19 protein-coding genes are annotated in these 22,600 nt (G+C 65.8%); 12 read left to right on the forward strand and 7 right to left on the reverse strand.

Annotated features, from left to right (window positions below; genetic code table 11):
* Positions 1 to 31: 31 nt before the first annotated feature.
* The 6 genes from A7X65_RS15780 to A7X65_RS15805 all read right to left on the reverse strand — a co-directional run bounded on the left by A7X65_RS15780 (position 32) and on the right by A7X65_RS15805 (position 7,749).
* On the reverse strand, positions 32 to 730 hold the full coding sequence (locus tag A7X65_RS15780) for a cytochrome c biogenesis CcdA family protein (protein WP_063686291.1): 699 nt from the start codon (positions 728 to 730) through the stop codon (positions 32 to 34).
* Between the two features lie 419 nt (positions 731 to 1,149).
* Positions 1,150 to 1,761: a sigma-70 family RNA polymerase sigma factor gene (locus A7X65_RS15785; RefSeq protein ID WP_063686293.1), complete on the reverse strand. Its 612-nt coding sequence runs from the start codon at positions 1,759 to 1,761 to the stop codon at positions 1,150 to 1,152.
* A 447-nt stretch (positions 1,762 to 2,208) separates the two neighbouring features.
* A complete protein-coding gene (locus A7X65_RS15790; protein WP_063686295.1) occupies positions 2,209 to 2,943 on the reverse strand; it encodes a response regulator in 735 nt (244 codons plus the stop codon).
* Positions 2,944 to 2,953: 10 nt separating this feature from the next.
* Complete coding sequence (locus A7X65_RS15795; RefSeq protein WP_063686297.1) at positions 2,954 to 4,699, reverse strand: ATP-binding response regulator; 1,746 nt, start codon at positions 4,697 to 4,699, stop codon at positions 2,954 to 2,956.
* Positions 4,669 to 6,699 (reverse strand): sensor histidine kinase, encoded by a 2,031-nt coding sequence (locus A7X65_RS15800; protein ID WP_063687718.1) that lies wholly within the window; start codon positions 6,697 to 6,699, stop codon positions 4,669 to 4,671. Before A7X65_RS15800 ends, A7X65_RS15795 begins: the two co-directional genes overlap by 31 nt.
* A 54-nt stretch (positions 6,700 to 6,753) precedes the next feature.
* Positions 6,754 to 7,749 (reverse strand): TRAP transporter substrate-binding protein, encoded by a 996-nt coding sequence (locus tag A7X65_RS15805; RefSeq protein WP_063686299.1) that lies wholly within the window; start codon positions 7,747 to 7,749, stop codon positions 6,754 to 6,756.
* A gap of 200 nt (positions 7,750 to 7,949) precedes the next feature.
* Between A7X65_RS15805 and ugpB the strand changes: the two genes are divergently transcribed.
* From ugpB to A7X65_RS15865, 12 genes are all read left to right on the forward strand, one after another.
* Complete coding sequence (gene ugpB, locus A7X65_RS15810) at positions 7,950 to 9,275, forward strand: sn-glycerol-3-phosphate ABC transporter substrate-binding protein UgpB (RefSeq protein WP_430643063.1); 1,326 nt, start codon at positions 7,950 to 7,952, stop codon at positions 9,273 to 9,275.
* Between the two features lie 241 nt (positions 9,276 to 9,516).
* Positions 9,517 to 10,548, forward strand: a complete 1,032-nt coding sequence (locus tag A7X65_RS15815; RefSeq protein WP_063686301.1) for a M4 family metallopeptidase — start codon at positions 9,517 to 9,519, stop codon at positions 10,546 to 10,548.
* A 40-nt stretch (positions 10,549 to 10,588) separates the two neighbouring features.
* Positions 10,589 to 10,864 (forward strand): protealysin inhibitor emfourin, encoded by a 276-nt coding sequence (locus A7X65_RS15820; RefSeq protein WP_156527832.1) that lies wholly within the window; start codon positions 10,589 to 10,591, stop codon positions 10,862 to 10,864.
* 21 nt (positions 10,865 to 10,885) lie between these two features.
* Positions 10,886 to 11,851, forward strand: coding sequence for an aminoglycoside phosphotransferase family protein (locus tag A7X65_RS15825; protein WP_167358250.1), 966 nt, complete (start codon positions 10,886 to 10,888; stop codon positions 11,849 to 11,851).
* A 373-nt stretch (positions 11,852 to 12,224) separates the two neighbouring features.
* Entirely contained in the window at positions 12,225 to 13,847 is a 1,623-nt protein-coding gene (locus A7X65_RS15830; RefSeq protein ID WP_063686308.1) for an ABC transporter substrate-binding protein, read from the forward strand.
* Between the two features lie 229 nt (positions 13,848 to 14,076).
* The gene (locus A7X65_RS15835) at positions 14,077 to 15,090 is read left to right on the forward strand and encodes an ABC transporter permease (protein ID WP_063686310.1); all 1,014 of its coding nucleotides are present in this window, start codon (positions 14,077 to 14,079) and stop codon (positions 15,088 to 15,090) included.
* A gap of 1 nt (position 15,091) precedes the next feature.
* Positions 15,092 to 15,991: an ABC transporter permease gene (locus tag A7X65_RS15840; protein ID WP_063686312.1), complete on the forward strand. Its 900-nt coding sequence runs from the start codon at positions 15,092 to 15,094 to the stop codon at positions 15,989 to 15,991.
* A 94-nt stretch (positions 15,992 to 16,085) separates the two neighbouring features.
* On the forward strand, positions 16,086 to 17,894 hold the full coding sequence (locus tag A7X65_RS15845; protein WP_063686314.1) for a dipeptide ABC transporter ATP-binding protein: 1,809 nt from the start codon (positions 16,086 to 16,088) through the stop codon (positions 17,892 to 17,894).
* Positions 17,895 to 17,912: 18 nt separating this feature from the next.
* Entirely contained in the window at positions 17,913 to 18,092 is a 180-nt protein-coding gene (locus A7X65_RS15850; protein ID WP_063686316.1) for a DUF4089 domain-containing protein, read from the forward strand.
* Between the two features lie 7 nt (positions 18,093 to 18,099).
* A complete protein-coding gene (locus tag A7X65_RS15855) occupies positions 18,100 to 19,494 on the forward strand; it encodes an AtzE family amidohydrolase (RefSeq protein WP_063686318.1) in 1,395 nt (464 codons plus the stop codon).
* A gap of 1 nt (position 19,495) precedes the next feature.
* Positions 19,496 to 19,891: an oxalurate catabolism protein HpxZ gene (hpxZ, locus tag A7X65_RS15860; RefSeq protein ID WP_063686320.1), complete on the forward strand. Its 396-nt coding sequence runs from the start codon at positions 19,496 to 19,498 to the stop codon at positions 19,889 to 19,891.
* Positions 19,888 to 20,610 (forward strand): GntR family transcriptional regulator, encoded by a 723-nt coding sequence (locus A7X65_RS15865; RefSeq protein ID WP_063686322.1) that lies wholly within the window; start codon positions 19,888 to 19,890, stop codon positions 20,608 to 20,610. The genes hpxZ and A7X65_RS15865 overlap by 4 nt, the downstream gene beginning before the upstream one ends.
* A gap of 121 nt (positions 20,611 to 20,731) precedes the next feature.
* On the opposite strand, the gene atzF is transcribed toward A7X65_RS15865, so the two are convergent.
* Positions 20,732 to 22,540, reverse strand: coding sequence for an allophanate hydrolase (gene atzF / locus A7X65_RS15870; RefSeq protein WP_063686324.1), 1,809 nt, complete (start codon positions 22,538 to 22,540; stop codon positions 20,732 to 20,734).
* Positions 22,541 to 22,600: the final 60 nt, after the last annotated feature.

Consider the following 22,600-nt stretch of genomic DNA (forward strand, 5'->3'; position numbering starts at 1 on the left):
GGACGATTCCTCCGGTTGGGATATGCGATGATCACAGGCCGATCTGGCCGGTGGGATAGAAGCCGGTGAGCCACGCCACGATCAGCGTGTCGTATTGGAAATAGGCGGCGACGGCGAAGGCGATCACGACGATTCCAAAGCCCTGCTGCAGGCGCGGCGAGATCCGCGACAGGCTGCGCACGCGCGTGGTCGCGGCCTGTCCGCCATAGGCGATCCCGAGCATGGGGATGGCAGCGCCAATGGCGTAGGCGACCAGCAGCGTGCCGGCCCAGGCCAGGTTCTTCGAGGTCGCAACCAGCGTCAGGATCGAGCCGAGCACGGGACCGGCGCAGGGCGTCCAGACCAGGCCGAGCGTACTGCCGAGCACGAGCCCGCCGAGCGCGCCCTCGCGCTGCGTGGCGCTGGCATTGCCGAGAGCAAGCCAGCCATTGAGCCGGATCGACAGCCACTCGAACGGCGCCGGCCACAGCATCAACAGGCCGAAGCAGAGCAGCAGGATAGATGCCGCCTCGCGCAGCACGTTCGGATCGAAATCGAATGCCTTCGTCAGCGCGCCGAGCAGCAGCGCGACGGCGGAGAACGAAACGACGAAGCCGAGCGCGATCATCGCGGGGCGCAGCTGCGAGCTGTGCCCGATCGAAGCACCGAGCAGGATCGGCAGCATCGGCAACGTGCAGGGGGCGGCGATGGTGAGGACACCGGCAAGGACGGCGAAGAGAAGTTCGAGCATGCGGCACTCGTGATGGAGGTCACGAGGGCAGTTCGGAGCGGGTGGGGCGGTCGTTACGGAGCGTCACGCGTTCGTGACGGGGAGGTGACGAGGGACGCACGGGGCTTTGCGAGACATCCCGTCAGCCCCGCAGGTGATGTGCTTCCTCCCCCTTTGCGGGAGAGGGCAGGGGAGAGGGTAGCTCAGGACATGGCCTTAGCCATCGACCACCAGCTCCAAATACAAAACGACCCGGACGGGGGCATCGTCCGGGTCGCTGGAGGTCTTGGGAGGTTTAACGAAACCGTATGTGATCTTTATAGAGGGGAAGTTTTTCCGCCTGATGTTGTCGTTTGTTTCAATTGTTTCGTGGGCGGTAACGCTTCCGTGTCCGGGACGGGGCCAAGTCAGAGGTCCTATCCCATTGAAATATCTAAATTTTAAGCGGCGAAACGGTCGACGCCGGCACCCTTAAGCAAATCAGCCAATTGCTTGCGGGCGTAGAACATCCGGGTCTTCACCGTGCTCTGGGGGATGCCGATGATCTGACCGACCTCCTCCACCGACTTCTCGTGGTAGTAGACGAGGTTGATGATCTCGCGATGCGCGGGCGACAGCTTGGCGACGCAGGCGCGCAGGATGGCGCTCGTGTCGCTGCGGTCGAGCGAGGTCTCGGGCGTATCGCAATCGTCAGGAATCTGGCGCACGTCTTCCTGGTCGATGTCCTCGAAGCGGCGCTGGCGCATCGCGGTCAGCGCCTTGAAGCGGGCGATCGAGAGCAGCCAGGTCGAGACCTGCGAGCGGCCCTGGAACTGGCCGGCGGTCCGCCACACGTCGAGGAACACCTGGCTGACCAGGTCTTCCGCCGTGGTGGCGTCGCGGACGATGCGCAGGATGAAGCGGTACACCCGCACATTGTGCCGGCAATAAAGGATGTGCATGGCCGTCCGGTTGCCGTCGGCGATGCTTTCGAGGAGCATATCGTCCGAAGTCGCCTGAGCGGCAATGATGCTCTGGCTGGCCTGGGCGTTGATGGCGATGACGTTCCGCATGGACTTGGCTCCCCGTAGCGCCGCAACCGAGCGGCGTTTCCTTGGACCAAAGTGTTAATCAGCCAACGTTTCGGGACGTCTGCACGAAAAGCGGAAAATGGTTTCGTGCGCGGCCAAATTGTTTCGTCCCGTTAGCCGCGACGAAACATTCGCGGCAAAAAGTCGTGGAATTTCAATGTACGGAAAATACGGGGGTGGGGATTTGGGGGCGGACGGTGGCGCCGGGAACGTATTTCGGGGTCTTGCGTTCGGTCGCGCGGCGCATATGGCCGTCGTCCCGGCGTAGGCCGGGACCCATAACCACAGGCAGTGGTTTGACGAAGACCAAGAGTGAAGGGGTTTACGGGGTATAGGCACCTGCAATGATCGAGAGATCACGCGGTATGGGTCCCGGCCCCGTGCGCAATTGCGCACTAGGCCGGGACGACCCCGAAGGGGATTCTCCCCTTACCCCTTCTCGCCCTGCGGCGAGAACAGATAGCCGCCGCCGCGGATGGTGCGGATCACGGCGGGTTTTGCCGGATCGGGCTCGATCTTGCGGCGGATGCGCATGATGCGCAGGTCGACCGCGCGGTCGAAGGCCTCGGCGTCGCGCGCATTGGCGAGCTCGAGCAGGCGCTCGCGCGAGAGCACGCGCTTCGGATTGGCCGCGAACACTTTCAACAGCCCGAACTCGGACGCCGTCAGCGGATGCTCGTTGCCTTCGTCGTCGCGCAGCGCCTGCGCTTCGAGGTCGAGCCATTTGGTGCCGAAGCGCACCAATTGCTCCTTGTCGGATTTCGCCGCCGTCTCGCTTGCGGCGGCCTTCACCGGTGTGCTCCGCCGCAGCACCGAGCGGATGCGCGCCATCAGCTCGCGCAGCTCGCAGGGTTTTGCGACGTAGTCGTCGGCGCCGAGCTCGAGGCCGACGACGCGATCGATCGGGCTCGCGGTCGCCGTCAGCATGATGACGGGCACGTTGATGCGGCTCTTGAGGTCGCGGATGATCGAGAGGCCGTCTTCCTCGGGCATGTTGAGGTCGAGCACGACGAGGTCGGGCATGCCGCCCTGGATCGCGGCGCGCAAGCTCTTGCCGCCGTCGCACAGCGTCACGGTGAAGCCGTGCATCTTGAGGTAATCGCCGACCATCTCCCGGGCCGGGGCCTCGTCGTCGACAATCATGATGTGCTGGCTTTGGGTCATGGTCTCTAGGTCACGGCAATTCGGTCGCGGGAAGGGTGATGGTGAAGGTCGAGCCCTTGCCGGGGCCCTCGCTGTCGGCGGTCACCTCGCCGCCGTGCATGTCGATGATGCGCTTGACGATGGAGAGTCCAAGTCCGGTCGAGCTCTCGCCGGCGGTCGGCTTGGCGGACAGCCGTTGAAAGCGGCCGAAAAGGCGGCCGAGATCCTCCGGTGACAGGCCTGCGCCCTCGTCGCTGACGCGCACGATGGTGTCGCCGCCCTCATGGGTGACGTCGACCCCGATCTTGCCGCCGATCGGCGAGTATTTGATGGCGTTGCTGATGAGGTTGTCGATCGCCTCGCGGATGCGGTCGGTGTCGCACATGGTGACGATGTTGGGCGGCGCGACGACGCTGATCGCCTGCTGCTTGTTGACCGCGAGCGGCTGGTTGGCCTCGGCGACCTCCTTCACCAGCGCGGCGACGTCGACCGGCTCGCGGCGGATGGTGATGTCGAAGGCATCGGCCATCGCGTCCGAGATCAGATGATCGACCATCGTGGTCAGGCGCTTGGTGGCGTCGCGGATGTGATCGACCTGGGCGACCACGCCGGCTTCCGACGCGCCGGTCGAGATCAGCTCCTTCAGCATCTCGGTGCGGCCGAGGATGACGCCGAGCGGGTTCTTCAAATCGTGGGCGACGGTGCCCAGGATCTCGTTCTTGAAGCCGTTGGCGCGCTGCAGCCGCAGCCATTGCGCCGAGAGGCGGCGATTGGCCTGCATCAAGGCGCGGGTGCGCTGGGCGACGCGGTCCTCCAGCTGCGTGTTGGCGTCCTGCAGCTGCTGATAGAGGATGACGTTGTCGAAGGCGATCGAGAGGCGGCTGGAGAAGATCTCCACCAGCGAGCGGTCGGTCTCGGACAATTCGCGCTCGGCCTGCAGCAGCACCACGACCTCGCGGCCGGATCCGGTGCGCAAGTAGATCACGCTGCGGTGGTCGGCGAATTCGTTCTTGCGGCCCTGGAAGGCGGCTTCCACCATCGCGCGCAAATCGGGGTCGAGCGCCTTCGAGGAGGTCGTGCCGATGAAGCGGCTGTAGCAGCCGCTGCCGGCGAGCACCGAGAGCTCGGGATCAATGCCGCCATTGTCGCGCAGGACCAGTATACCGGCGCAATCGGCATTCAGCAGCGAGGCAAGCTGGGTCAGCACGCCCTCGGCGAGCCGCTGCATAGACTTGAAGTCGTACAGCGTCGAGGCCGCGTCGATGATGATCTCGAGGCCGCGCCGGGTCTGCACCATGCGCTCGAGCTGCTGGTAGGAGCGCAGCGCCGCCGTCAGCGAGGTGAACAGCTTGTCGGCGGTGAGCTCGGTCTTGGCCTTGTAGTCGTTGATGTCGTACTGAACGATCACGCGCCGCTCCGGCGCCTGGCCGGGCTGGCCGGTGCGCAGGATGATGCGCACGGTCTCGTTCTTGATCTCGTTGCGGATGAACTCGACCAGCTCGAGGCCGGCGACGTCCGTCTCCATGATGACGTCGAGCAGCACCGCGGCGATGTCGTTGTGCGCGGCCATCAGCTTGCGGCCTTCCGCCGCGGAATAGGCGGAGAGGATTTCCAGGCTCTGGCCGTTGAGGCTGTAGTCCGACAGCGCGAATCGGGTGCCGTCATGCACGGCCGGATCGTCGTCGATGACGGCGATCTTCCACTTCCGTGCGTTCTGGTCCTCCGACGCGGTGCCGGTATCGTCGATCAGGTGGAGGACATCGTCCTGTTCGGCCATTGAGAAGTCCCGTCAGTCTCTGTGCTTTGCGCGCCGCCCTTGGCGACCCGGGGCATGATAATGCGAAAAGTGGTGCCTTGTCCCAGCTTGGATTCCAGCATCATCCGACCGCCGAGCTGCTGGGTGACCAGGTTATAGACGATATGAAGCCCGAGTCCCGTGCCACCTTCGTTGCGCCGCGTGGTAAAGAATGGGTCAAAGGCCTGGCGCTGCACGTCGGGGGTCATGCCGGCCCCGTCGTCGGTGAAGATGATCTCGATGTCCTCGGCCCCGCGCGGCCGCGCCGAGATCGTGATGGTGCCGGCGCGCCCGTCGGCGAAGGCGTGGTTGGCCGCGTTAAGGAATAGATTGGTCAGGATCTGGCCGTAGGAGCCGGGATAGCCGTCCAGCAGCAGCCCCTCGGGCACGTCGACCGCGAGCGTGATCGGCGAGCGCTTCAAGACGGGTCTGAGGCTGGCGATGATCTGGTCGGTGGCTTCGCTGAGTGAGAACTGCCGCCGCTCGGCATGGGAGCGGTCGACCGCGACCTGCTTGAACGACTGGATCAGCTCGCCGGCGCGCTGCAGGTTGGCGACCAGCTGCTGCGAGGCGTCCCGCGAGGACTGCACGAACTCCTCGAGCTGCGAGCGGCGCAGGCCGCCGTCGCCCTTGAGCTGGGCCTCGAAGATCTCGGTGCGCCGGGCAAAGCTGGAGGCAACGGTGAGGCTGATGCCGATGGGGTTGTTGACCTCGTGCGCGACGCCGGCGACGAGGCCGCCGAGCGCGGCGAGCCGCTCGGCATCGATCAGGTTCTGCTGTGCGGTATTGAGCTCGAGCAGCGCGCTCTCCGCCTTCTCCTTGGAGGCGCGCAGCTCGTCCTCGGTCTCGCGTTTGGCGATCGCGTTCTCGCGGAACACCTCCACCGCGCGCGCCATGGCGCCGACCTCGTCGCGGGCCTTGGTGCCCTGCACCTCGCGGTCGAGATCGCCGAGCGTGATCGCGCGCATCGCCGTCATGATCTGCTGCAGCGGCAGGCGGATCGACAGCGCGATCAGCACGCCCGCGGTGAGGATGATGCCGAGGAAGATGACCGCGATGGAAAGCACGCGGCGGGAAATGTCGGCCAGCGTGCGGTCGAACGTCTCCTGCGCCTTCTGCTCGCGCTGGCGCATCTTGGTGGAGAGATCGTCGATGGCGCCGATCGCCTCGGCCTGGCTGGCGTCGATGGTGTTGCGCAAGAGCTCGGTGCGGCTCATCAGCTGCTCGGAGAGCTTTGCAAAGCCCTCGCGCAGCGCGGCGGTGCGGGCCCCGAGCCGCTGCAGCGCCATGCGCTGGAGGTCGTTGTCGGCGAGATCGATCATGACCGGAATGGTCTTCTCGATCGTCTCGGTGTTGCGGCGTGCGTCGTCGGCGGCCCCGGCCGATTGCGACAGATAGTAGGAATTGGCCGCGACCAGCATCGCGGTGAAGGCTTCGCGCGACTTGCCGAGCGAGGGCCAGATCAGCGCGTCGCGATGGCCGGTGGCGCCTTCGATGATGGAGTAGAGGCCCGCCATGTCCTTGGCCGGTCCCTGCACCTGATCCTCGTAGGTCTTGGCGATGGTCGCCTGCACGCTGCGCAGCTCGCCGAAACCGTTGAGGAAGCGGTCGGTGGTGCGCTCCAGCTCCTCGACCGAGCCTGACAGCATCGGGTCCTTGGCGGCGCGGTTGGTCAGCGTGCCCAGCACCGCCTCGCGCAGCAGCAGGATCTCGGCGAACAGGTCCGGGCTCGGCTGGTTGATGTAGCGGTGGATCAGATTGTGCAGGCGCCCGGTCTCGCTCTCGAGCAGCGCCAGGATGCGGTCGGATTCGCGCACCTGGCGCACGTCGTCCCAGGCCGAGCTCAGCACCACCGAGCCGTTCCAGATCAGGGCGACCAGCACCACCACGACGGCCGAGTTCAGCGCCGCGATCGACAGGATGCGCCAGCGGATCGGCACCGCACGCAGCACGCCGACGAGACGCGCGCGCAGTCGCCCGATCGGGCCGGGTGCCCTCTCTGCGTGCTCGCTATGTCCCGGCGCGGCCAACGGGGCTCACTCCACCTTGCGGATACGTTCGATCAGCGCGGCCGCGGCAGGATCCTGCGCCGCCTTGGCGTAGATCGGGGCCATCGCCTCCTCGAACGGCTTGCGGTCGATATCCCTGACGATGCTGACGCCGGCCGCTTCCGCCTTGCGCTGCGACTGCTCCTCGAGGTCGCGCCACTTCTCGCGCATGAACCGGCTGGAGCGGGTGGCCGCCTCCCGGAAGATGATCTGGTCCTCGGCCGAGAGGCTGCGCCAGGCCTTCAGCGAGATCACCAGCACTTCGGGGCTCATCGTGTGCTCGGTGAGCGTGTAGTGGCCGGCATGTCTGTAATGGTCAGTCGTCACGAAAGATGGCCAGTTGTTTTCGGCGCCGTCGATCAGATGGTTGGCAAGCCCGGTAAGCACCTGCCCATAGGGCATCTCGACCGGCTCGGCGCCGAGGGCGCGGACCATCTGGCTCATCAACTCCGATTGCTGCACCCGGATCCGCAACCCCTTGAGGTCCGCGATGGTGGTCACCGGATGGACGCCGTTGTAGAGCGACCGGGCGCCGGAATCGTAGAAGCAGAGCCCGACGAAGCCATAGGGCTCGAAACTGTTCAGGATCTCGCTGCCGATCGGCCCGTCCAGCACCTTCTGCATGTGCTCGATGGACCGGAACAGGAACGGCATGGCGAGCACGTTCATCGCCGGAACGAAGTTGCCGATCAGGGCGACATTGGTCCGGTTGAGGTCGATCGCGCCGGCCCGGGTCTGCTCGATGGTCTCCTTTTCCTCGCCGAGCTGGCGGGAGTGGAACACCTTGATCTCGTGCCGGCCGCCGGTGCGCTCGGCGATCAGCGCGCCCATGTAGCGCAGCGCCTGGACGGTCGGATAGTCCTCGGTCTGGGTGTCGGCCGCACGGAATTCGCGCGCGGCGGCGCTCGTCGCGCAGATCGCGAGCAGAAGCGCGACGAAGATCACCCCGGTCCGCGAGAGCTCGGCACGGTTCAACACTGGCACACTCAACCCCTCAGAGATGGAGTCTATGGCGGGACCGAAAGGTTCAATGCAATCTAGCAGATGGTTAAGGGAAGGCCATCCCGTGCCGGGCCCCAGGGCGATTGTGCGGCGCGGCCGGCGCGCATTGGCGGTTGAAACCGCCGGGGGGCCGCCTTAAGCAGGGGCAGCCGTCTTTCGTCGTGCGAACGGGAAGAGCCATCGTGACGTCAGCATCGCGCCTCCTGCAGCTCGTAGCCGCCCTCGCGGCGCTCGCATCGGCCACCCCGGTGCGCGCCGCCACCGACATCGCGTGGTGGCACGCGATGTCCGGCGAGCTCGGCAAGCAACTCGAAAAGCTCGCCACCGACTTCAACGCCTCGCAGTCCGATTACCGCATCGTGCCGGCCTATAAGGGCAATTACACCGAGACGGTGACGGCGGCGATCTTCGCCTTCCGCTCGCGCAGCCAGCCCGCGATCGTCCAGGTCAACGAGGTCGCCACCGCCACCATGACCGCGGCCAAGGGTGCGATCTATCCGGTGTTCAGCCTGATGCGGGACCAGGGCGAGCCGTTCTCGCTCAACGACTACCTTCCCGCGGTGTCCGGCTATTACACCGACGCGGCCGGCAATCTGCTCTCGTTCCCGTTCAACTCGTCGACGCCGATCCTCTACTACAACAAGACCATGTTCCGCGACGCCGGCCTCGATCCGGAGACGCCGCCGAAGACCTGGCCGGAGCTCGGCGCCGCTGCAAAGCGGCTGCGCGACCGCGGCGCGGCCTGCGGCTTCACCACCTCCTGGCCGTCCTGGATTCACGTCGAGAATTTTTCCGCCTTCCACAATCTGCCGCTCGCCACCCGCACCAACGGCTTTGCCGGTCTCGACGCCGAGCTGACCATCAACAATCCCGTCATCGTCAAGCACGTCGCCCAGCTCGCCGAGTGGCAGAAGACGAAACTGTTCGACTACAGCGGCCGCGGGCAGTCGGCCGAGCCGCGCTTCCAGAACGGCGAATGCGGCATCTTCATCGGCTCCTCGGCGACGCGCGCCGACATCAAGGCCAATTCGAAATTCGAGATCGGCTACGGCATGATGCCGTATTGGCCCGATGTCGCGGGCGCGCCGCAGAACTCGATCATCGGTGGCGCCACGCTGTGGGTGCTGCGCGACCGGCCGCGCGAGGAATACAAGGGCGTGGCGCGCTTCTTCGCCTATCTGTCGCAGCCCGGCGTGCAGGCCGCCTGGCACCAGAACACCGGCTATCTGCCGATCACCCGCGCCGCCTTCGAGCTGACGCGCGCGCAGGGTTTCTACGAGCGCAATCCGGGCTCGGCGATCTCGTTCGAAGAGATCACGCTGCATGCGCCGACGGAGAATTCGAAGGGCATCCGGCTCGGCTCCTTCGTGCTGATCCGCGGCACCATCGAGGACGAGCTCGAGCAGGCCTTCGCCGGCCAGAAGAGCGCGCAGGCAGCGCTCGATTCCGCGGTCGAGCGCGGCAACAAGCTGCTGCGCCAGTTCGAGCGCGCAAGTCCCGACCGGTAGAGCCAGCGCGCATCGCCGCACCGCTTCCGCGCAGGCGCGGCCCCCGTCCCACCGGCCAGCCCCATCTTCCATCACGCAACCCGGAAGTGTGTGCAATCTCACACGCAACGGTTCGCGCGCCTGCGATAATCGCCCCATGCGTGACGCCAGAATGGCGCCGACGCTTGCCGCTCGCGGCAGGAATTTCCCGAGATCGTTTCAGCAGTCCATTTTCGCAAAAACGTGCAATGGAGATTCATCGATGCCCTGCACATGTTGCATCATCCCGAACGACGTTCTGACCCGGCTGTCCCAGGACAAGAAGCTATCTGCCACGCTGCGCAAGCAACTGGTCGACACCGTCCAGGTCAGTCATGAGCTGCGTGAATTGCGTAACCAGGCCGCGAAGTTGACCAGCGTCACCGCGGCCCGGAGCGCAGGTCTAGTCACCCTGGCGGCGGCGCCCTCCGTCACCGCCTATGATTGCAAGCACACGCAATCGCTGCCGGGTACGCCCGTGCCGAAGCCGAAGACGTCCTCGGACGGCTCCGTCAAACGCGCCTTCAACCAGACCGGCAAGGTGGCGAAATTCTACCAGCAGGTCTTCAACCGCAATTCGATCGACGATCACGGCATGACCATGATGTCGTCGGTGCATTTCGGCGAGAAGTACAACAACGCGATGTGGAACGGCTCGCAGATGATCTATGGCGACGGCGACGGCAGCATCTTCGTCGACTTCACCAGGGGCAGCGACGTCATCGGCCACGAGCTCACCCACGGCGTCACCCAGCACAGCCTCCAGCTCGCCTATAGCGGCGATGCCGGCGGCCTCAACGAGAGCATCTCCGACTGCTTCGGCTCGATGTTCCGGCAGTGGGAGTCCAAGCAGGACGTCAAGAAGGCCGACTGGCTGATCGGGCGCGACATCATGGGGGCGGCCGCCAAGAAGAAGGGGTTCACCTGCCTGCGCGACATGGCCGATCCCGCCGCCAAGCACTGCCTGGCGCCGCAGCCGACCAAATATTCGCAAATCACGCCGGGCATGGACCCGCATTATTCCAGCGGCCCGCCGAACCTCGCCTTCTACACGGCCTGCACCACGCTCGGCGGATACAGTTGGGCCAGGATCGGCCAGGTGTGGTATCACTCGCTCACCGGCTTCGGACCGACGCCGAACATGACGATGAAGGCGTTCGCGGCCAGGACCCGGCAGGGAGCCCACACGTTGTATCCCGGCGAGGCCGCGGTGTTCGCGGCCGTCGATGCCGGATGGAAGAAGATCGGGCTCTAATCGGCGCGTTGCCGGCAGCGCGCCACGAAAGGGAGCGAGCGTGGATCGCTTGAAGATTGAGCGCGTCGGAGGGGTCGCCGGCTTCGGCGGGCCTCATCTGAAGAGCCGCGGTGAACTGGCGCTGTCGGATCTGTCCGCTGCCGACCAGAAGGCGGTGGAGCAGTTGTTTGCCGAGCCGGACAAGGTCCCTGCCGCGCGCAGGGGCCAGGCCGACGCGTTCAGCTATCGGATTACGCGCGGCGCGCAGACGATCGAAGTCCCCGAACATGCGGTGCCCTCGGCCATCAGGAACAGCGTCAAGGACGTGTTGGAATAGGTTGACGCCGTGATGGAGGGGATGCTGCCGGATTCCGCGGGCGTATGGGGGCTGTCCGCGTCGACGAACCTCGAAGCCTACCGCGCCTTGCGCGCCGACCGGGCGCGATGGCTGCCGGTCGCGCTCGACATCGCGCGCAGCCACGGTCTCGACGTCGGCGCGCCGCACATCTTCGCAACAGGCACCAATCTCGTGGTCGGCCTCGGTGAGCGCCTGATCCTGAAGATCTTCCCGCCGCTGCTTCGCTCGCAGTTCTTCTCCGAACGCGGCTCGCTGACGCAGCTCGCGGGCCGCCTGTCCCTGCCTATCCCCGAGATCGTCGCGGAAGGGGTGCGCGACGGCTGGCCCTATCTCGTCATCACGCGGCTATCAGGCACGCTCGGCTCGGAGGCCTGGCCGCACCTGCCCGAACAGCAAAAGGAGCGCGTGCTGCGCCAGATCGGCGAAACCATCGCATCGGTGCAGCGCGCCCCGCTCGGTCCGCTCGCACAGATCGAGCCGCGCTGGGCCGACTTCATGCGCGCCCAAATGCAGGGCTGCGGCGCGCGGCACGAACGGCTGGGTCTCGCGCCGAAATTCCTCGATGGTCTCGACGATCTCCTGCGCGATGCGGCCGCGCTGATTCCGATGGATGCCCCGCCGGTGATCCTGACCGGCGAATACATTCCGGAAAATTTCCTGCTCGCCTGCGATGACGGCACCTGGTCGGTCGCCGGCCTGTTCGATTTCGGCGACGTGCGCGCCGGCTGGCGCGACTACGATTTGCTCGGCCCCAGCGCCTTCATGGCCGCAGGCCGGCCGGGCAGGGTGCGCAACCTGCTCGAAGGCTTTGGCTATGCAAGGCTCGATTACGCCCTCAAGCGCCGCCTGATGGCCCTGATGCTGCTGCACCACGCCAGCGACCTCAACAGCCACATCTGCATCGAGCGCTGGCAGGAGAGGGCGGGAGATCTGGTCGAGCTGCAGGAGCTGATCTGGGCGGAGTGAGTTCGCGCCCCCGCCGTCGTCCCGGCGAAGGCCGGGACCCATAACCCCAGGAGGGAGTTTGGCGGAAACGAGCAGTTATTCGTCCTGTTCGTGGTACGGCCACTTCCCGTCACCGAGAGATCACGCGGTATGGGTCCCAGCCTTCGCCGGGACGACGGCGGAGCCTTCTAAATGGGCCGAGCTCAGTACGAGCTTATTTTATGAGCAAATGCGACTCTTTGTATGCAATTTGCGGCAAAGGTCGTGCGTGGCTCACAATCACATTTTTGTAAATAAACTCAGTCGCTTAACCCATTCGTAAACGCGCATTAAGCCTTGGCACGAACCTTGCGAATCCAGTTCCAACCAGAAACTTTTGTGTTGGAGCGATTTCATGAAGCGCCGCGATTTCCTCAAGTCCGTTTCCGGATTGGCCGCTGGCGCGGCGCTTCCGGCCATGCCGTCCGTGATCTCCACCGCCTATGCCGATGCGCGCTCGGAGACGCTGCTGATCGTCTCGGAAGGCGGGCCCAACAATCTCGACATCCACGGCGTCGGCACCAACGTGCCCGGCTATGAGGTGTCCTGGAATTGCTACGACCGCCTGATCAGCCACGAGATGAAGAGCGGTCCCGGCGGCGTGCCCTATTACGACCGCGACAAGTTCAAGGGCGAACTCGCCGAGGAGTTTAGGATCGACGACATGTCGGTCACCTTCAAGCTGCGCAAGAACGCCAAATTCCACGACGGCGCGCCGGTCACCGCGAAGGACGTGAAATGGTCGCTCGACCGCGCCGTCAGCGTCGGCGGCTTCCCGACCTTCCAGATGAGCGCGGGCTCGCTCACCAAGCCCGAGCAGTTCGTCGTGATCGACGACTACACCGTGCGCGTCGACTTCCTGAAGAAGGACAAGCTGACGGTCCCCGATCTCGCCGTCATCGTGCCCTGCATCGTCAACTCCGAGCTGGTGAAGAAGAACGCCAGCGAGAAGGATCCCTGGGGCCTCGAATTCACCAAGCAGCAGACCGCGGGCTCCGGCGCCTACAAGGTGACGAAGTGGACCGCCGGCACCGAAGTCATCATGGAGCGCAACGACGACTGGGTCTGCGGCCCGCTGCCGAAGATCAAGCGCGTGATCTGGCGCATGGTGCCGCAGGCCGGCAACCGACGCGCGCTGCTGGAGCGTGGCGACGCCGACATCTCCTACGAGCTGCCGAACAAGGACTTCCAGGAAATGAAGGCGAACGGCAAGCTCAACGTCGTCTCGCTGCCGTTCTCCAACGGCATCCAGTATATCGGCATGAACGTCACCAAGCCGCCCTTCGACAATCCAAAAGTCCGTCAGGCGGTCGCCTACGCGCTGCCCTACCAGAAGATCATCGACGCCGTGATGTTCGGCCTCGCCAACCCGATGTTCGGCGCGGCCAAGGACAAGCCGACCGAGGTCGCCTGGCCGCAGCCGCACAAATACAACACCGACATGGACAAGGCGAAGGCGCTGCTCGCCGAGGCCGGCTATGCCAACGGCTTCGAGACCACGATCTCGTTCGACCTCAACTTCGCCGGCGTCAACGAGCCGCTCTGCGTGCTGGTGCAGGAGAGCCTGGCGCAGATCGGCATCAAGACCACCATCAACAAGGTGCCCGGCGCCAACTGGCGCACCGAGCTGAACAAGAAGGAGATGCCGCTCTTCACCAACGTGTTCTCGGGCTGGCTCGATTACCCCGAATACTTCTTCTACTGGTGCTATCACGGCAACAATTCCGTCTTCAACACCATGAGCTACAAGTCGGCGGAGATGGACAAGCTGATCGACGGCGCGCGCACGGCGGCGGCCATCGGCGACAAGGCGACCTACGACGCCGACGTGAAGGGCTTCGTCGATCTCGCCTTCACCGACATCCCGCGCATCCCGCTGTACCAGCCCTTCGTCAACGTCGCGATGCAGAAGAACATCAGCGGCTATCAATACTGGTTCCACCGCAGGCTGGATTACCGCGCGCTGGCGAAGGGGTGAGGGGAATGGGTGAGGTGAGCACGGCTCTCTCTCACCCTCTCCCCTTGTGGGAGAGGGTGGCTCGCCGCGTAGCAGCGAGACGGGTGAGGGGTAGCCACGAACTCCGATCTCGCTTGGGGCTACCCCTCACCCCAACTCTCTCCCACAAGGGGAGAGGGGGCGCAGCGGAGCGCGCGGCAACGCTTTTGTTCGCGAGCGAGCTTCATTCGCCATCTGGGAGTGCAGCCCCATGCTGACCATGATCGGCAAGCGCCTGATGTTCGCGATTCCCTCGCTGATCGGCGTCGTCATCGTCACCTTCCTGCTGACGCGCGCGCTGCCGGGCGATCCCGCGGCGTACTTCGCCGGCCCCGCCGCAACGAAGGAAGCCGTCGAGCAGATCCGGAAAAAGCTCGGCCTCGACAGGCCGCTGATCGAGCAGTTCTTCCGCTACACCAACGATCTCGCCCATGGCGATTTCGGCAACTCGCTCACCACGGGCCAGCCGGTCGCGGCCGAAATCCGTAACCGCCTGCCGGCCTCGGCCGAGCTGACGCTGCTCGGCCTCATCGTCTCCGTCGTCATTGCCATTCCGCTCGGTGTGCTGGCGGCAACGCGACCAGGATCATGGGTCGACCATTTATGTCGGGTGACGACGACGGCCGGGGTCTCGCTCCCGGTGTTCTTTACCGGCCTCGTGCTGGTCTATGTCTTCTACTTCCGGCTTGGCTGGTCGCCGGCGCCGCTTGGCCGGCTCGACGTGTTCTACAGCGCGCCGCCGACGGTCACCGGCTTCTATTTGATCGACACCCTGATCGCCCGCGATTTCGAGGCGTTCCGCTCGGCGCTGAGCCAGCTCATCCTGCCCGCGACGACGCTCGCGATCTTCTCGCTGGCGCCGATCGCGCGCATGACGCGCGCCTCGATGCTGGCGGTGCTGGCGTCCGAATTCGTTCGCACCGCGCGCGCCAGCGGCCTGTCGCCCGCGACGGTGATCGTCACCTACGCTTTCCGCAACGCCATGCTGCCGGTCATCACCACGCTCAGCATGGTGTTCTCGTTCCTGCTGGGCGCCAACGTGCTGGTCGAGAAGGTGTTCGCCTGGCCGGGCATCGGCTCCTACGCCGTGGAAGCGCTGATCTCGTCGGACTTCGCGCCGGTGCAGGGTTTTGTCCTCACCATGGCGGTGATGTACGTGCTGCTCAATCTCGTGATCGACATCTTGTACGGCGTGATCGATCCGCGCGTCAGGTTGGAGGGCTAACATGAGCTCCGTTGCGCCTGCTGTTGAACCCGTTGGTCCCGCGCGGACGTCGGGACTATCAGCCGTCCTCGAACAGACCCGTTACGTTCTCAGCGAGAACAAGGTCACGGGCTTTTCCTTCGCGCTGCTGATCGTCATTCTCCTTGCTGCGGTCTTCGGTCCCTATGTGGTGCCGTATGATCCGCTCGCCTCCGACACTGCGGCTGCATTGAAGCCGCCATCCGCGGCGCACTGGTTCGGAACCGACCAACTCGGCCGCGACATTTTCAGCCGCGTCATCGTCGCAACGAGGCTCGACACCTTCATCGCGGTCGCCTCGGTCGTGCTGGTGTTCCTGATGGGCGGCCTCGCCGGCATCGCGGCGGGCTATTTCGGCGGCTGGACCGATCGCATCGTCGGCCGAATCGCCGACACCATCATGGCCTTCCCGCTGTTCGTGCTCGCCATGGGCATCGTCGCCGCGCTCGGCAACACCGTGCAGAACATCATCCTCGCCACAGCCATCGTGAACTTCCCGCTCTATGCCCGCGTCGCGCGCGCCGAGGCCAATGTCCGCCGCAACGCCGGCTTCGTGCAGGCCGCGCGGCTCTCGGGTAACGGCGAATTCCGCATCCTGCTGGTGCACATCCTGCCGAACATCATGCCGATCATGATCGTGCAGATGTCGCTGACCATGGGCTACGCCATCCTCAATGCCGCAGGCCTCTCCTTCATCGGCCTCGGCGTCCGGCCGCCGACGGCGGAGTGGGGCATCATGGTCGCCGAAGGCGCGGGCTTCATGGTGTCAGGCGAATGGTGGATCGCGCTGTTCCCCGGCCTTGCCCTGATGATCGCCGTGTTCTGCTTCAACCTCCTCGGCGACGGCCTGCGCGACATCGTCGATCCCCAGCGGAGGACGTGATGACAAACGTCCGGCAGAAATTCTCCAATGATTTCAGAGCGGCTTCTACTGTGCATGGGGTTGTTTTCGACCTTTTGATTGACGGGAGGCCCGCATGACCGCCCAACCCCTGCTCGACGTCCAGGACCTCACGGTCGAATTCACCACCCGCCGCGGCATCGTGCAGGCGGTGCAGCACGTCAACATCTCCGTTGCCAAAGGCGAGACGCTGGCCATCGTCGGCGAGTCCGGCTCCGGCAAGTCGGTGACGTCCTACGCGGTGATGCGCATCCTCGACCGCGCCGGCAAGATCGCCGAGGGCTCGGTGATGTTCTCCGGCATCGACGTCAAGGCCGCGACCGAAGACCAGATGCGCGACCTGCGCGGCCGCGAAGTCTCGATGATCTTCCAGAACCCGCGTGCCGCGCTGAACCCGATCCGCAAGGTCGGTGACCAGATCGAGGACGTGCTGCGCACCCATGTGCAGCAGGCGCAAGTGGCCGATCACGGAGAAAAGGCGATCGAGGCACTGGAGCAGGTCAAGATCGCCCGCCCGCGCGAGCGTTACCACGCCTATCCGTTCGAGCTGTCGGGCGGCATGTGCCAGCGAGTCGTCATCGCGCTCGCGCTCGCCTGCAATCCGCAGCTCCTGATCGCGGACGAGCCGACCACGGGCCTCGACGTCACCACCCAGAAGGCGGTGATGGACCTGATCGTCGAGCTGACCAAGCGCCGCGCGATGTCGACCATCCTGATCACGCATGATCTGGGCTTGGCCGCCGCCTATTGCGACCGTGTCGTCGTGATGGAGAAGGGCCGCGTCGTCGAGACCGCCAAGGCCGCCGACATCTTCGCCAACCCGCAGCACCCCTACACCAAGAAGCTGATGCGCGCGACGCCGCGGCTTGGCGTGTCCTTGCGGGATCTGTTGCCGGAGGAAGAGACTGTTTCCTTCGCCTCTCCCCGCGTGCGGGGAGAGGCCGACGCGCAAAGCGCGGCGGGTGAGGGGGGCTCTCCCAGCACCGTGCTCGCGGAGAGTCCCCCTCACCCCGACCCTCTCCCCGCAAGCGGGGAGAGGGAGAAGGGCAAGCCTCTCCTCCTCATCGAAAAGCTTGTGAAAGAATACCCCCGCCAGGGCGCCACGGCCACGCTCGGAAAACTGTTCGGTCGCAAGCCGCCGGTCGAGCCTGACGTGTTCCGCGCCGTCGACGGCATCAGCTTCTCGATCGGCCATGGCGAGAGCGTCGGCCTCGTCGGTGAATCCGGCTGCGGCAAATCGACCACGTCGATGATGGTGATGCGGCTGCTCGACCAGACCTCCGGCCTGATCCAGTTCGACGGCGAGGACATCGGCGGCATCCAGCCTGCCGCCTTCGCCCGGCTGCCGCAGCGCAGCCGCATCCAGATGGTGTTCCAGGACCCGACCGACAGCCTGAACCCGCGCTTCACCGCCGCGCGCGCCATCGCCGACCCCATCATGCAGCTCGGCGATATCAAGGGGCGCGACGCGCTCCGCGCCCGCTGCGAGGAACTGGCGACCATGGTCGGCCTGCCGCACAATCTGCTCGATCGCTTCCCGCATCAGCTCTCCGGCGGCCAGAAGGCCCGCGTCGGCATTGCCAGGGCGATCGCGCTGCACCCCAAGCTGGTGATCCTGGACGAGCCGACCGCGGCGCTGGACGTCTCGGTGCAGGCCGTCGTGCTGAACCTGCTGCAGGATCTCAAGGCGCGGCTAGGTATGAGCTACCTGTTTGTCTCTCATGATTTGAATGTAGTGCGCTTGTTGTGCGATCGTGTCATTGTGATGCGGACGGGACGGATCGTCGAAGAAGGCTCTTCCGAGAAGGTCCTGAGCGATCCGCAGGACGACTACACCAAGGAGCTGCTGACGGCGATCCCGCATCCGCCGTTGCCGGTGCACTGAGATCAGCTTGAGAGAGTGATGGCCGAACCTCTGGACGAATATATCGACGCCGTGTCGAAAGCGCTGGCGCTGCCGGTCGAGGAGGCCTGGCGACCCGCGGTGCGCGCCAATCTCGAAGTCTCGCTGCGGCTCGCCCGCCTCGTCGACGAATTCGCGCTGCCGGACGAGACCGAGCCGGCGCCGATCTTCACGGCCTGATGCTGCCATGACCACCAAGCCAGAGATGACGGCCGCCGAGATCGCGAGTGCGGTCGCCGGTCGCAAGATGTCCGCGCTCGATGCCACGGAAGCAGCGCTCGCGCGCATCAAGCAGCACGACGGCATCCTCAACTCCTTCACCGATGTCACCGCCGATCGCGCGCGTGCGAAAGCCCGTGCGATCGATGCGGACATCGCCGCCGGCAAGGAAGTCGGCCCGCTCGCGGGCGTGCCCTTCGCGGTGAAGAACCTGTTCGACGTCGCCGGCCTGCCCACGCGCGCCGGCTCGAAGATCAACCGCGACCTCGCGCCGTCCAAGCGCGACGCCACGCTGATCGAGCGCATGGAAGCGTCCGGCGCCGTGCTCGTCGGCGCGCTCAACATGGGCGAATACGCCTACGACTTTACGGGCGAGAATGTTCATGATGGCCCCTCACGCAATCCGCACGACACGACGCGGATGACGGGCGGTTCGTCGGGCGGTTCGGGCAGTGCCGTCGGCGGCGCGCTGGTGCCGATCGCGCTCGGCTCGGACACCAACGGCTCGATTCGCGTGCCCTCGTCGTTCTGCGGCATCTTTGGCTTGAAGCCGACCTACGGCCGGCTCTCGCGGGCGCGATCGTTCCCGTTCGTGGCGAGCCTCGATCATCTCGGCCCGTTCGCGCGCTCGGTCACCGATCTCGCGCTGGCCTATGACGCGATGCAGGGGCCGGATGCCGACGACGGCGCCTGCACCACGCGCGGGCTGGAGCCGACGCTGCCGCTGCTCGCCAACCCGGTCTCGGATTTGCGTATCGCGATCGCCGGCGGTCACTTCCAGAAGAACGTTTTTCCGGAAGCCGTCGAAGCCGTCAGCCGCGTCGCCAAGGCCCTTGGTGCGACGAAGGTCGTGGATGTCCCCGAAGCCTCGCGCGCCCGCGCCGCGGCCTATGTCATCACCACCACCGAAGGGGCCTCGCTGCATCTCGATCGCCTGCGCAAGCGGCCGAACGACTTCGATCCCGCGGTGCGCGACCGGCTGATCGCCGGCGCGATGGTGCCGGCGGCGCTGGTCGACCGCGCGCAAAAATTCCGCCGCTGGTATCGCGCGCAGCTCGCCGAGATCTTCAAGACCGTCGACGTGCTGATCGCGCCGGCGACGCCCTGCACCGCGCCGAAGCTTGGTCAGGTCAATTTCAATCTCGACGGCGTCGAGCTGCCGGTGCGCGCCAATATCGGCATCCACACCCAGCCGATCTCCTTCATAGGCCTGCCCGTGGTCGCGGTTCCGGTGCCGCTCGAGCCGCTGCCGATCGGCGTGCAGATCATCTGCGCGCCCTGGCGCGAGGACATCGCGCTCCGCGTCGCCTACGCGTTGGAACAGATGGGCGTCGCATCCGCGCCTGCACCGAGAGGACTTTGAAATGGAGATCGATCTCCCCGGGGTGATCGCGGAAGTCAAAGCCGCGTTCGAGCGCTATGAGCAGGCCCTCGTCACCAATGACGTCGCCGTGCTCGGCGAGCTGTTCCGCAACGACCCCCGCACCCTGCGCTACGGCATCGGCGAGAACCTCTATGGTTACGAGGCGATCTCCGGCTTCCGTGCCGGCCGCTCGCCGGTCGGGCTGAACCGGCGCACCGCCAAGACGGTCATCTCCAGCTATGGCCGCGACACCGCGGTGGCTTCCACCTTGTTCTATCGCGACTCGGCGCCCGGCAAGGTCGGCCGGCAGATGCAGACGTGGATTCGCTTCCCGGAGGGCTGGCGCGTCGTCGCCGCCCATGTCAGCATCATCGACGAGCCGAAAGAGACCGTATGACGCTTGACGATCTTCCGCCCGGGACACTGCCGGCCGAGCCGGTGGTGCCACGGGTCGACCGGGCACAGCCCAGCGTGCACAAGGTAACGCGCGCCGAGGAGCTGCGGCTTCAGCTTGCCGACGAGATCGTGCGTGGAACCCTGGCGCCCGGCGCGCCGCTGGACGAGACCGACATCGCGCGCCGCTTCAGCGTGTCGCGGACCCCGGTGCGCGAGGCGCTGCGCCAGCTGGTCGCGAGCGGCCTGGTCGAGGCGCGGCCCCATCGCGGCGCGGTGGTGGCGCAGCCGTCGATCGAGCGTCTCAAGAGCATGTTCGAGGCGATGGCGGAACTCGAGGCGCTGTGCGCCGGCCTTGCCGCCGAGCGCATGTCGGCCGCCGAGCGCCATGCGCTCGAGGCCATCCACGAAGAGCTGCGGGTGCTGAGCTACACCGGCAATCCCGACCGATTCCACGAGGTCAACGAGCGCTTCCACAACGCGATCTATGCGGGATCGCAGAACGGCTACATCGCCGAGATCACGCTGGCGACGCGCGTCCGCGTGCAACCGTTCCGCCGCGCCCAGTTCCGCAACCTCGGCCGTCTCGCCAAGTCGCAAGCCGAGCACGACCGCGTCGTCGTCGCCATCATGCGCGGCGACAAGCAGGGCGCCGCCGCCGCGATGCGCGCGCATATCGAGCTGGTGCGCGGGGAGTATGAGATTTACGCGGTGTCGGTGTAGGGCGGTCCACGCCGCGCACTCGATGCCGTAGGGTGGGCAAAGGCGCAACGCGCCGTGCCCACGTTTCTTGCGTGATGGATAGAGATCGTGGGCACGCTTCGCTTTGCCCACCCTACGAGACCTACGTCTTCGCACCCTCCGCCATGAACTTCCGCCAGCCCCCAAACACGGTGATCTCGCGCGCTTCGCCCAGCACCTCGGGCTCGACGAGAAACCCCTTCACGCCCCGCCCATCCGCAAGCCGGAGCGTCCCGATTGCCATCGGCGCCGGGATCGCATTTACGAACTTGCCGAACGCCGCCGACGACAGCGACCAGATCTCCAACTCGATCGACGCGCCCGTGCCCGCCGCAACGCGCAGCAGGCCGGGCTTCGGCGGTGTGGTCTTGAGGGCGTAGAGCCTATAGTCGGGCGCAGTCTTCGTCGCCTCGATCAGCTTCGCGTTCAGCGCGGTCAACTCACCGTTCAACGCCATGCCGGAGAGATGCGCGCCGACAACGGCGATCGGGATTTCATCACCGCTGCTTGCAGGGAGCGGCGCGAGCGCAGGCTGCGTCACGCCCTTGGCGCCAAGCGTCAGCTTCGTGTCCGCATGGAAGATGCGGCCGATGCTCGCGAGCATTGCATCGCGCCCCGCAGGCGCCAGCAGCGTGATGCCGAAGGGAATTCCGTCATTGCGCATCGACGCCGGTATCGCCAAGCCGCAGAGGTCGAGCAGGTTCACAAAATTGGTGTAGGTGCCGAGCCGGCTGTTGAGCTCGATCGGGTTGGCCAGCACCTGCGCCGTCGTATAGGCCGTCGGCGCGGTCGGCAGTATCAGCGCGTCGATGTTCGCAAACGTGCGCTCGGCGATCTTGCGCAGGCCCTGCAGGCGATAGAGCGCCGAGAAGGTCTCCGCCGCGGTCAGTCGCGCGCCGGCCGCGGTGATCTCGCGCGTCACCGGGTGAATCGAATCCGGCGCCGAGGCCAGCAGATCCTTGATCACGAGATAGCGCTCGGCGACCCACGGCCCTTCATAGAGCAGCCGCGCGGTCTCGTAGAACGGCTCGAGGTCGAACTCGACCAGCTCTGCGCCGAGCGCGGTCCAGCGCTTCAGCGCATCGGCGTAAGCTGTTTCCGCCTTCTTGTCGCCGAAGAAGATCAGCTGCCCGTTGCGCGGCACGCCCAGGCGCAGGTTTGCGGGGAGCGGCGTGATCGCGCCAAGCGGCCGGTCGCGCGAGAACGGATCGGCCTGGTCGGGGCCGGCCATCACGGAGAGCGCGAGTGCGGCATCGTCCACCGTCAGAGCGAACACCGAGATGCAGTCGAGCGTGCGGCAGGCCGGCACGAGGCCCGCGGTCGAGATCATGCCGAGGCTCGGCTTCAGCCCGACGATGTTGTTGAGCATCGCCGGCACGCGGCCGCTGCCGGCGGTGTCGGTGCCGAGCGACAGCGGCACCAGCCCCGCGCCGACCGCGACCGCCGATCCCGAGCTCGATCCGCCGGGGATGAGGTCCTCGCGGATAGAGTTCTTCGGGATGCCGTAGGGCGAGCGCACGCCGACGAGGCCGGTTGCGAACTGGTCGAGATTGGTCTTGCCGATGATGATGGCGCCGGCCGCGCGCAGGCGCTGCACCGCGGTCGAGTCGTGTGCGGGCGTGTAGGAGAAGGCCGGGCAGGCCGCGGTGGCCGGAAAACCCAGCGCGTCGATATTGTCCTTCACCGCGACGGGCACACCGTAGAGCGGCAGGCCGGCGGCGTCCGTGCGGGCCGCAAGCTTCTCGGCCTCTGCGATGGCGTCCTTCTCGTCGCGCAGGCTGATGAACACGGCGGGGTCGTTGTGGTCGCGGATGCGCTGATAGGTCCGCGCGATCGTCTCGGCCGGCGTCATCGTTCCCGCGCGATGCGCGGCCACAATCGCGGCGATCGTTTCAGGCTGCTCAGCCCCCATGGTCACAAAACTCCGGCAACAGGTCTCACCCGGATTGAAGCAAGCGATGTGCCATTGTGT

Origin of the sequence: Bradyrhizobium stylosanthis, assembly GCF_001641335.1 — a bacterium.
GTDB classification, from domain to species: domain Bacteria; phylum Pseudomonadota; class Alphaproteobacteria; order Rhizobiales; family Xanthobacteraceae; genus Bradyrhizobium; species Bradyrhizobium stylosanthis.

Bases quoted from the DNA above. Each gene is read 5' to 3' on its own strand.
- A7X65_RS15780 (WP_063686291.1), bottom strand. From the start codon at position 730: ATGCTCGAACTTCTCTTCGCCGTCCTTGCCGGTGTCCTCACCATCGCC.
- A7X65_RS15785 (WP_063686293.1), bottom strand. From the start codon at position 1,761: ATGCGGAACGTCATCGCCATCAACGCCCAGGCCAGCCAGAGCATCATT.
- A7X65_RS15790 (WP_063686295.1), bottom strand. From the start codon at position 2,943: ATGACCCAAAGCCAGCACATCATGATTGTCGACGACGAGGCCCCGGCC.
- A7X65_RS15795 (WP_063686297.1), bottom strand. From the start codon at position 4,699: ATGGCCGAACAGGACGATGTCCTCCACCTGATCGACGATACCGGCACC.
- A7X65_RS15815 (WP_063686301.1), top strand. From the start codon at position 9,517: ATGCCCTGCACATGTTGCATCATCCCGAACGACGTTCTGACCCGGCTG.
- A7X65_RS15825 (WP_167358250.1), top strand. From the start codon at position 10,886: ATGCTGCCGGATTCCGCGGGCGTATGGGGGCTGTCCGCGTCGACGAAC.
- A7X65_RS15830 (WP_063686308.1), top strand. From the start codon at position 12,225: ATGAAGCGCCGCGATTTCCTCAAGTCCGTTTCCGGATTGGCCGCTGGC.
- A7X65_RS15835 (WP_063686310.1), top strand. From the start codon at position 14,077: ATGCTGACCATGATCGGCAAGCGCCTGATGTTCGCGATTCCCTCGCTG.
- A7X65_RS15840 (WP_063686312.1), top strand. From the start codon at position 15,092: ATGAGCTCCGTTGCGCCTGCTGTTGAACCCGTTGGTCCCGCGCGGACG.
- A7X65_RS15845 (WP_063686314.1), top strand. From the start codon at position 16,086: ATGACCGCCCAACCCCTGCTCGACGTCCAGGACCTCACGGTCGAATTC.
- A7X65_RS15850 (WP_063686316.1), top strand. From the start codon at position 17,913: ATGGCCGAACCTCTGGACGAATATATCGACGCCGTGTCGAAAGCGCTG.
- A7X65_RS15855 (WP_063686318.1), top strand. From the start codon at position 18,100: ATGACCACCAAGCCAGAGATGACGGCCGCCGAGATCGCGAGTGCGGTC.
- hpxZ (WP_063686320.1), top strand. From the start codon at position 19,496: ATGGAGATCGATCTCCCCGGGGTGATCGCGGAAGTCAAAGCCGCGTTC.
- A7X65_RS15865 (WP_063686322.1), top strand. From the start codon at position 19,888: ATGACGCTTGACGATCTTCCGCCCGGGACACTGCCGGCCGAGCCGGTG.
- atzF (WP_063686324.1), bottom strand. From the start codon at position 22,540: ATGGGGGCTGAGCAGCCTGAAACGATCGCCGCGATTGTGGCCGCGCAT.